Source organism: Candidatus Methylomicrobium oryzae (assembly GCF_016745425.1).
Lineage (GTDB): Bacteria > Pseudomonadota > Gammaproteobacteria > Methylococcales > Methylomonadaceae > Methylomicrobium > Methylomicrobium oryzae.
Genome location: NZ_JAERVK010000033.1, coordinates 1 through 8,729, shown reverse-complemented (window position 1 = coordinate 8,729; position 8,729 = coordinate 1). Strand labels below are relative to the sequence as shown.

The window sequence follows — 8,729 nt, the reverse complement described above, 5'->3', positions numbered from 1 at the left end:
GCGATCGACGACCCCACGGATGGGGGAGGTAGATCGCGTCGGGAACAAGCGATCGAGGGCAATGCAGGAGCTATATTGCCGAGGGAGCGGGGGAGATTGATCAAATAAATCCCCCTCGATCCCCCTTTTTCAAAGGGGGAGGTGTGTTTGACGAAGTTTCCCTTTTTCAAAAGGGGAAGTTGTTTTTGACGAAACCCTCTTAGCCGAAGAAAACGACACCCTATCATGACCGGCAAGCTTTTTCGCCTTTGCCTTGAACCTTGAAATTCATGCGCCTATTCATCAATATTGTGCTCGGCCTCTTGGTCATTGCCTATCCGTTCGCGGTTTATTTCGGGATTCGTTATTTTGAACCGTGGAAGATCGCGGCGCTGCTGATCGGCGTGCTGGCGCTCAGGCTGACTTACGGAAGCGGCAGGGCGCTCGGCAACGGGCCTGCGGCCGTCGCCGGGATATTGTTCTGCGGGCTGGCGGTCTGGCGCAACGACCTCTTGACCCTGCGGTTTTATCCGGTCGTTATGAACGGCGCGATGCTGACGCTGTTCGCCTGGAGCCTCGTCCGGTCGCCGACGGTGATCGAACGCCTGGCTCGCCTGCGCCATCCCGACCTGCCGCCTGTGGGCGTCGCCTATACCCGGCGCGTGACGCAGGTCTGGTGCGGCTTTTTCGTCTTGAACGGCGGCATTGCGCTGGCGACCGCCTTATGGAGCAGCTTCGAAGTCTGGAGTTTGTACAACGGCCTGATCGCTTATCTGTTGATGGGCGTGTTGTTCGCGGGCGAATATTGGGTGCGAATCAGAACGCAAAAACATGCAGGATAATTTGATTTCTCTGGCCGGGTGCATCGTGGCGTGCGGGCAGGATTCCTCGCCGGTCGCGCTGCATCGGGGGCGGCCGTATCGGCGCGATCAGTTCGCGGCCGCGGCCGGCCATTGGGCGACGGTGTGGCGCCGCGACTCCGCACGGCGGTATGCGCTCTATACCCAGGATGCCTACCCGTTTGCGGTCGGGCTGTTCGCCCTGCTGCATGCGGACAAAGAGATCTGGATTCCGGGCAATAACCTTCCGGAAACTGCGCGGCAGCTCGAACGGGAAGGCTGCCGGCTGCTGGGCGACTGGCCGGAAGCCGATCCTTTCGATCCGGATGCGGCGTCTGCAGAAGCTTTGGGGGGCGCTTTGGAGACTCTCGACCTGGATATTCCCCGTATCATGTTGTACACCTCCGGCTCTTCGGGACAGCCGAAAGCCGTGCCGAAAACCCTGCGCCAGCTGCAGGCCGAAATCGATACGCTCGAAAATCTCTGGGGGAACGCGTTGGAGAGCGCCTGCATCGCCGGCTCGGTCAGTCATCAGCATATCTACGGCTTGCTGTTCCGCGTGCTGTGGCCGTTGGCGGCGAGGCGCTGTTTCCGGAGCGCGATGGTGTTGAGCCCGGAGATGCTGTTGGCGGGCGGCGACCCCGCGCGGTTATGCTGGATCGCCAGCCCGGGACATTTGAAACGGCTCGACGAAAGGTCGCCCTGGCGCGAAATCGCCGATCTGGCGGCGATTTTCAGTTCCGGCGGCCCTTTGCCCGCCGCGGCGGCCGCGCAAATCCTCAGTTTCACGGGTCGCTCCATTATCGAAGTCTACGGCAGCACCGAAACCGGCGGGATCGCCTGGCGGCGGGCTGACTGCCTAAACGATGCGCCCTGGCGGCCTTTTGCCGGGATCGAGATCGACTGGCGCGGTGACCGCCCGCATTTGTATTCGCCTTATTTGAACGACCGGGAAGGGCTGGCGCTGGACGACCGTCTGACCCCACTGGAGGACGGGCGCCTGCTGCTGCACGGGCGGCAGGACCGGATCGTCAAGATCGAAGAAAAAAGGCTATCGCTGACCGCGCTGGAGCGGCGCCTTCAGGAGACGCCCTGGATGTCGGAAGCCTATGCGCTGGTGCTGGCGCGCCACCGCGACGTGATCGGCATCGCTGCCGTATTGAGCGAGCGCGGTACGGCGCGCCTGAAAGCGCAGGGCAGAAACGCTTTCATCCGGCAGCTCAGAAGCCAGCTGGCCGATAGCTTCGACGCGGTCGCGCTGCCTCGAAAATGGCTGTTCGTGAACTCGCTTCCGCTGACCGCGCAGGGAAAGGTAAACCGGGAGCTTTTAACGTCGATCATGAATACCGATACCCGCCTGTTGCCGAGAATGCTGGCCGCCCAAACGGATGCCGCCGGCGTGCGCCTTACCATCAGGGTACCCAAGGAACTGGCTTATTTCGGCGATCATTTTCCGGCGTTTCCGCTGCTGCCCGGTGTGGTGCAGATCGGCTGGGCCGAATATTTCAGCAAGCTTTTCTTTCCGATCCGGTTGCCTTTTTCGCATCTGGAAATGATCAAGTTCAGCCAGATGATCCGCCCGGATGACGAACTTCTTTTAAGTCTCGAATGGCGGGAAGCCCAGCGCAAGCTGCATTTTCAATACAGCGCGGGCACGCATTCCTGCAGTTCCGGACGCCTCGTCTACGGAGCCGAGTCTTGAAAACCTGCCTCATCATCCCCGTTTTCAATCACGAACAGGCGCTGCCGCAGGTTCTGGCTGCACTCAGGCCTTTCGGATTGCACGGCTTTCTGGTCGACGACGGCAGCTCCGCCGCCTGCCGCCGGGTGCTCGAAGCTTGCGTTCGTGACGGGGCCGACTGGCTGACGCTGATTGTCCGCCCGGAAAACGGCGGCAAGGGCGCGGCGGTGCTCGACGGCTTTAGGACGGCGATCGCCGAAGGTTTTACGCACGCGTTGCAGATCGATGCGGACGGGCAGCACCGGATCGACGACATTCCGCGGTTTTTGGCGGCAAGCCGGGAGCATCCCGAAGCGTTGATCGCCGGCCGGCCGGTCTTCGGCGCGGATGCGCCGAAAAGCCGCCAGTACGGCCGCCAGTTCACCAACCTGTGGGTCTGGATCAATACGCTGTCGTTCGCGATCGGCGATGCGATGTGCGGTTTTCGGCTGTATCCGCTCGACGCGGTCGAGCATGTTTGCGCCCATGCCCGGATCGGCCGGCGCATGGATTTCGACATCGACATCGCCGTCAGGCTGTACTGGCAGGGCGTGCGGGTGGTCAATCAGCCGACGCAGGTGACTTATCCGCTGGATGGGATCTCGCATTTCCGGCTATGGCAGGACAACCTGATGATCTCGAAAATTCACGCCCGGCTGTTCTTCGGAATGCTGGCGCGTTTTCCCGCCTTGATTCGGCGGCATTGGCAATGAAAAAAACGCACTGGGCGGAAATGGGCGAATACAGCCTGGTCTGGGGCATGCGGGCGTTGCTCGGGATTTATCGCCTCGGCGGCCGGCCGATCGTGCAGCTTGTTTTATACCCGGTGGTCGCTTATTACTGGCTGGTCAACCGGCAGGGGAGAGCAGCGAGCCGCGATTACCTGCGCCGCATCGCAGATTTTAGGATTGCGCTTTCTTCTCAAGCCGGTACGCTGAACAGTTTTCGGCATTTCATGGCGTTCGCGGAAGCGATACTCGATAAGCTGGCGGCATGGGCCGGGATGATCTCGCTCGCCGAGGTCGAATACCATGGCCGCGAGACATTGCTGGAATGCATAAGGCAGGGGCAGGGCACCCTGTTGCTCGGTTCGCATCTGGGCAATCTGGAAGTCTGCCGGGTGATCGCTAGCCTCGAACAAAACATCCATGTCAACGTGCTGGTTCATACCCGGCATGCGGAAAAATTCAACGAATTGCTGAGCCGCTACAACAGCGCGAGCCGGATGAATCTGATCCAGGTCACCGAAATCACCGCGGAAACCTCGATGCGGCTGGCGGACAAAATCGACCGGGGCGAGATCGTGATCATGACCGCGGACCGGACGCCGGTCAGCAATCTGCTGCATGTTGCGGCCGCCGATTTTCTCGGCGGCAAGGCGCTGTTTCCGGAAGGGCCGTTTATTCTGGCTTCGCTGCTGAAATGCCCGGTCTTTACGGTGTTTTGCCTGAAACGGCAGGGAAAGTACGTCGTGCATTTCGATCGGTTCAGCGATGGCCTCAAACTTCCGCGAAAGGAGCGGAGGCAGACGCTGCAGAAGACGGTTCAGCGCTATGCGGACATCTTGCAGACCTATTGTTTGAAAGAGCCCTTGCAGTGGTTCAATTTTTATCCGTTTTGGCGATCGGAATGACAAATCCCTTATCGATGAATTTTTTGCCGCGAACTATTCTGAATGTTCCGGCCTTTAAATTTATGCCGGCCATGCCCGGTAGGGTACGCTGTGCGTACCTTTCGTGCTGCCCGAAAAGACCACCGGCTCGGGAAATGGTACGCGCAGCATACCCTGCCTCCTGGATATCATCGATGCCGTTTCTTGTGTTGGGTTTGCTCGGGAGGCGTGCCGGGTGATGAAAAAACCTCCTGAAACGAGCCGAACCGTTGTTTTCGACGGCCGCCCCCTACGCATCGAAGACATCGGCCGGATTTCCCGGCGGCAGGCGCAGGCCGAATTGAGCCGCGATCCCGCCTTCATCGAACGTATCGACAAGGGCGCGCAATTCATCGACAAGCTGCTCAGCGAGCAGGGCTTCGTCTACGGCGTGACGACCGGTTTCGGCGATTCCTGCACCGTGCCGATTCCGCTCGACCAGGTCAACGAACTGTCGCGGCATCTCTACACCTTTCACGGCTGCGGCCTTGGCGACTATTTCAATGCCGAGGAAACCCGCGCGATCCTAGCAACGCGCTTAAACAGTCTCGCGCAAGGCTATTCGGGGGTGCGCTACCTGCTGCTGGAGCGACTGGTCGGCCTGCTGGAACACGATATTTTGCCGTTGATTCCGAAGGAGGGTTCGGTCGGCGCGAGCGGCGACCTGACGCCGCTGTCGTATGTCGCGGCGGTGCTGGCGGGCGAACGCGAGGTGCTGTATCGGGAAGAACGCCTTGCCGCTTCGGCGGTATTCGCCAAACTCGGCATCGAGCCCTTGACGCTGAAGCCGAAAGAGGGACTTGCCATTATGAACGGCACCGCCGCGATGACCGGCGTAGCCTGCCTGGCCTTTCAGCGGGCCGAATACCTGTCCCGGCTGGCGACCCGGATCACCAGCCTGGCCTCGATCGCGCTGCACGGCAATGCCTATCATTACGACGAAAAGCTGTTCACGGTCAAGCCGCATCCGGGGCAAAGCCGCGTCGCCGGCCGCATCCGTGCCGACCTGCAGCTAACCGAAGCCGCGCCGCGCAACGACACCCGCCTGCAGGACCGCTATTCGCTGCGCTGCGCGCCGCATGTGATCGGCGTGCTCCAAGACTCCTTGCCCTGGCTGCGCCAGTTCATCGAAAACGAACTGAACAGCGTCAACGACAACCCGATCATCGACGCGGAAGGCGAGCACGTGCTGCACGGCGGCCATTTTTACGGCGGCCATATCGCGTTCGCGATGGACAGCCTGAAGGCGGCGGTCGCGAACCTGGCCGACCTGATGGACCGGCAGATGGCGCAACTAATGGACCCGAAATTTAACTTCGGTCTGCGCGCCAATCTGTCCGGTGACAGCGATCCCTCATCCGGCCTGAATCATGGCTTCAAGGCCGTGCAGATTGCGGTTTCGGCCTGGACCGCCGAAGCGCTGAAGCTAACCCTACCCGCCAGCGTCTTTTCCCGCTCGACCGAATGCCACAATCAGGACAAGGTCAGCATGGGCACGATCGCGGCCCGGGACGCGATCCGGGTAATCGAACTGACCGAGCAAGTAGCCGCCGCGGCGCTGCTGGCGGCGGTGCAGGGCGTGGAGCTTAGAGGCGGACTCGATGCGCTAAGCCCGGCTGTCCTGCGGACGATCAGGCAGGTGCGGGAGCAGAGCGCGTTTTTGAGCGAGGACAGAGCGCTGGACAAGGAGCTGCGGGCGATCGTGAAGTGGATTATCGAGCGGCATTGGGAATTGTATTAGGCAGGTGGAAATGATTGATTTGTTGACTGTGCTGTGGTTGCTAAAATCGGCATTGAGTGGCTGAATTCGACCCAAAGCAGTCAGTCGGCCGGTAGGTTATTGCCAATGACCGTAAACGGATTTATTACGGGGCCGTAGGCTGGGTTAAGCAACGCGAAACCCAGCAAAAAGCTTAATTCCCTTGCATTAAAAACAATCCTGCATATATCTCAAATAATCAACTTCGATGCCGGGTTTCATTATCATTCAACCCAGCCTACATCTGCAAACCGACTGCCGGCCTGTGGCCGCTAGGAGTCGGCCAACTTTAGTTAAGGATCTGGCCGATATTAACTTCCGGGGATGGGGGTAGACCTGCCGGGTTTTTAAAACCTGGCGGGTCTTGGGCCGGGAAGTGATTTGGAGCCAACTCCTAAACTCAGCAAAATAGGATGGGCTGAGGTACGAAGCCCATCGTTCGCGATTGATGGGCCTCCTTCTCGACCTTTGCGTTTTGTACTGCCTGGATCGAAAATCGGATTGATACGGCGAAACTACGCCAGAGCCATTTTTTTTGAAACTGTCACAGCAACCTTGAATTCTAATTTTTAAACAGCGCAGTCACTTCGTTATTGATGGCGTCGACATCGGGTAATTCCCGTTCTCGTTTCGGTGTTTGCTCGATCACTTCCCTTAAAGCTTTCTGAAAAACATCGTTCACATGAGCCCGTTAATTGATAGTAAGATAGTTGGGGGAAAAATGCTTTTAGGTTGAATTTGCCGACCGATATTTCTGATCAATCAGAAATGAACAAATACAAATCCTGAAAAGTGTTCTATAAACTAAAACATTGAATGAGCAATTGTTAAAAAACCGATGATTGACGAAGATAATACTCTCACCTCAAGACGCAAGTTGCTGAACCTTGGCGGGGGGGCGTTGATGGCATTGAGCGGCACCGAGGCTGCGGCAGCGGCCCGGCATGTAATGCATCCGCGTCGTCAAAATCTCAATCCTCGAGATAATTTTGTGCATTTGGATACGGGGAATTTTAGAACCCGGTAGAAAACAACTATCGTCTTTTAACTATTTGGAGCGCTTAGGTGACTCGATGAAAATGGTCACTTATATGGATTCGATCAGACCGATTCTTTTTTGGTTGAACGCGGCGACCATCGCTTTGACTATGGGATATTCAGTCGCCGTGCCGGCAAACCCGAACGCAACCTGGGTTAGCCAAGACATGCTGCCCTATGGGTTTTCGATGACGGCCTTGCAAGACCCCAACCAGGTTGATCCAAGTAAAACCATTACTGTGGAGGCGGTGGGCTTGGGCGCCCGCTTGTCCAAGGTCGAACTGCGCAACGATACGGGAAAAGTTTTGTTCGAGGCGAAGGATCAAATCCACGTTAACCTGCCTGCTCCGCTGGCCTTTGAAGCTCGCTATAAGGTTAGGGTGACGGCGAAGCGGTCTTGGCTCGGACAGTCCGAAACCCGTGAAATTAACTTCACAACGGTCGCCCTGCCGAAGTTGGAAGGCCCCACGCTGACTCGGGTAGGTCCGGATGACTCGGTGGTGCTGCATTTCAACCGGCCGGTGAGTGAAGTACAGGCCATAGGGGACTTGATGTTGAGAGCGGAGCCCGATGCCACTCGGCAGAACATCCGATTACTGGCCAGTGCTTATGAGCAGGATCATAAATATGCGGTCCAGGTGAACTATAAAACCGCTACCGGCGTTCCCCTGCCGCCGCTGAGCCTGGAATTGACAACGCCACCTCCTCTTGCCGCCGAAACGAATGTCAAGGGCTTGACCAATTTAGGCTTGATGTTACCCCTGCAAGTGACGTTTAGTGAACCGTTGGCCGATCGGGTCAGCGTGGCCGGGCATCTTCAGGTGCACACCCGTGAGGGTCAAGTCATCCCTGGAAAATGGCGGTGGATTGGGCCGCGCCAGCTGCGGTTTACCCCTCAGCCTGCCTGGCCGGCCTCAAGCATTATCGAAGTCAACGCCGAGGTGCCGCAATTAAGAAGCGAGCGAGGAGGGATGCTGAAACAAGCTTTGATCGAGTACTTCAGCACCGGTACGGACCGGAGGCTTTTCGTGTACCTGGACAGCCAGCGAGTGGATGCGGTGGAAAATGGCACAGTGGTTCGGACCTTCAAGGTCAGCACTGGCAAAAGCAAAACCCCCACGGTGACGGGTTCTTTTTATATCTATGACCGTTACCGCCACAAGAGAATGCGTAGCGATGTCGGCCGGGGACAGCGCGGTTTTTATGAAGTGGAAAAGGTTCCGTATGCGCAATTCTTCCATAAAGACTACGCTTTCCATGGAGCGTTTTGGCACAATAATTTTGGTCATCCCGCGAGCCATGGTTGCGTCAATTTGGCCACCAAAGACCAAAACCAGCGTTGGCCTGATGTCTCCGAGGATGCCGGATGGCTTTATCAGTGGGGGGCGCTGGGCCTGCCGGTAACGGTGGTGAGTCAGGCACCCGAACGGGTGCGGGCTAGTCATTTGCCGGCTAAAGGAAGTGAAAGGGCAAATAAAGAGGTCCATGCCGCACTATCGGAGACATCTGTTAAGCAAAAGAACCTTGGCAGAGTAATTACCAGATAGGCAGTTCTTTAAATGCGCAAGTCTAGCTTTTCAAACGGCTGATTCCGGCCGAATTTCGTTTTCCCCAATCTGCAAAAAACCGCCGCCATGCGTTTACGAGCGGGATTTTTTGCTAGGCCTAAGAATGATGGGGGCGATGTGCCCAATGCCGTTAAGTTAAGCCTTACCGATACTGCCGTCTGGGTTTGGGCGTGAT

At 57.7% G+C, this 8,729-nt stretch carries 8 protein-coding genes; 7 read left to right on the top strand and 1 reads right to left on the bottom strand.

Features of this window, described 5'->3' with window-relative positions; translation table 11 throughout:
- Positions 1 to 269 precede the first annotated feature (269 nt).
- The 7 genes from JJL52_RS20830 (at position 270) to JJL52_RS20800 (ending at position 8,533) form a co-directional block, all read left to right on the top strand.
- On the top strand, positions 270 to 821 hold the full coding sequence (locus tag JJL52_RS20830; RefSeq protein WP_202054450.1) for a COG4648 family protein: 552 nt from the start codon (positions 270 to 272) through the stop codon (positions 819 to 821).
- Positions 811 to 2,520: an ApeI family dehydratase gene (locus JJL52_RS20825; protein ID WP_202054449.1), complete on the top strand. Its 1,710-nt coding sequence runs from the start codon at positions 811 to 813 to the stop codon at positions 2,518 to 2,520. Before JJL52_RS20830 ends, JJL52_RS20825 begins: the two co-directional genes overlap by 11 nt.
- Positions 2,517 to 3,251 carry a glycosyltransferase family 2 protein gene (locus JJL52_RS20820; protein ID WP_202054448.1) on the top strand — a complete coding sequence of 245 codons (735 nt, stop codon included), beginning with the start codon at positions 2,517 to 2,519 and terminating at the stop codon, positions 3,249 to 3,251. Before JJL52_RS20825 ends, JJL52_RS20820 begins: the two co-directional genes overlap by 4 nt.
- Positions 3,248 to 4,171 carry a lysophospholipid acyltransferase family protein gene (locus tag JJL52_RS20815; RefSeq protein ID WP_202054447.1) on the top strand — a complete coding sequence of 308 codons (924 nt, stop codon included), beginning with the start codon at positions 3,248 to 3,250 and terminating at the stop codon, positions 4,169 to 4,171. Before JJL52_RS20820 ends, JJL52_RS20815 begins: the two co-directional genes overlap by 4 nt.
- 217 nt (positions 4,172 to 4,388) lie before the next feature.
- Positions 4,389 to 5,930, top strand: coding sequence for an HAL/PAL/TAL family ammonia-lyase (locus JJL52_RS20810; protein WP_202054446.1), 1,542 nt, complete (start codon positions 4,389 to 4,391; stop codon positions 5,928 to 5,930).
- Positions 5,931 to 6,786: 856 nt separating this feature from the next.
- Complete coding sequence (locus tag JJL52_RS20805) at positions 6,787 to 6,975, top strand: hypothetical protein (protein ID WP_202054445.1); 189 nt, start codon at positions 6,787 to 6,789, stop codon at positions 6,973 to 6,975.
- A gap of 46 nt (positions 6,976 to 7,021) precedes the next feature.
- Positions 7,022 to 8,533, top strand: coding sequence for a L,D-transpeptidase (locus JJL52_RS20800; RefSeq protein WP_202054444.1), 1,512 nt, complete (start codon positions 7,022 to 7,024; stop codon positions 8,531 to 8,533).
- 8 nt (positions 8,534 to 8,541) lie between these two features.
- Here JJL52_RS20800 and JJL52_RS21490 read toward each other — a convergent pair.
- Positions 8,542 to 8,729: hypothetical protein (locus JJL52_RS21490; RefSeq protein ID WP_236994405.1), on the bottom strand; the 188-nt coding region annotated here is incomplete at its 5' end.

What these genes read in the sequence shown, in the direction of transcription:
- JJL52_RS20800 (WP_202054444.1), top strand. Translation starts at nt 7,022, where the DNA reads ATGAAAATGGTCACTTATATGGATTCGATCAGACCGATTCTTTTTTGG.
- JJL52_RS20830 (WP_202054450.1), top strand. Translation starts at nt 270, where the DNA reads ATGCGCCTATTCATCAATATTGTGCTCGGCCTCTTGGTCATTGCCTAT.
- JJL52_RS20810 (WP_202054446.1), top strand. Translation starts at nt 4,389, where the DNA reads ATGAAAAAACCTCCTGAAACGAGCCGAACCGTTGTTTTCGACGGCCGC.
- JJL52_RS20825 (WP_202054449.1), top strand. Translation starts at nt 811, where the DNA reads ATGCAGGATAATTTGATTTCTCTGGCCGGGTGCATCGTGGCGTGCGGG.
- JJL52_RS20805 (WP_202054445.1), top strand. Translation starts at nt 6,787, where the DNA reads ATGATTGACGAAGATAATACTCTCACCTCAAGACGCAAGTTGCTGAAC.
- JJL52_RS20815 (WP_202054447.1), top strand. Translation starts at nt 3,248, where the DNA reads ATGAAAAAAACGCACTGGGCGGAAATGGGCGAATACAGCCTGGTCTGG.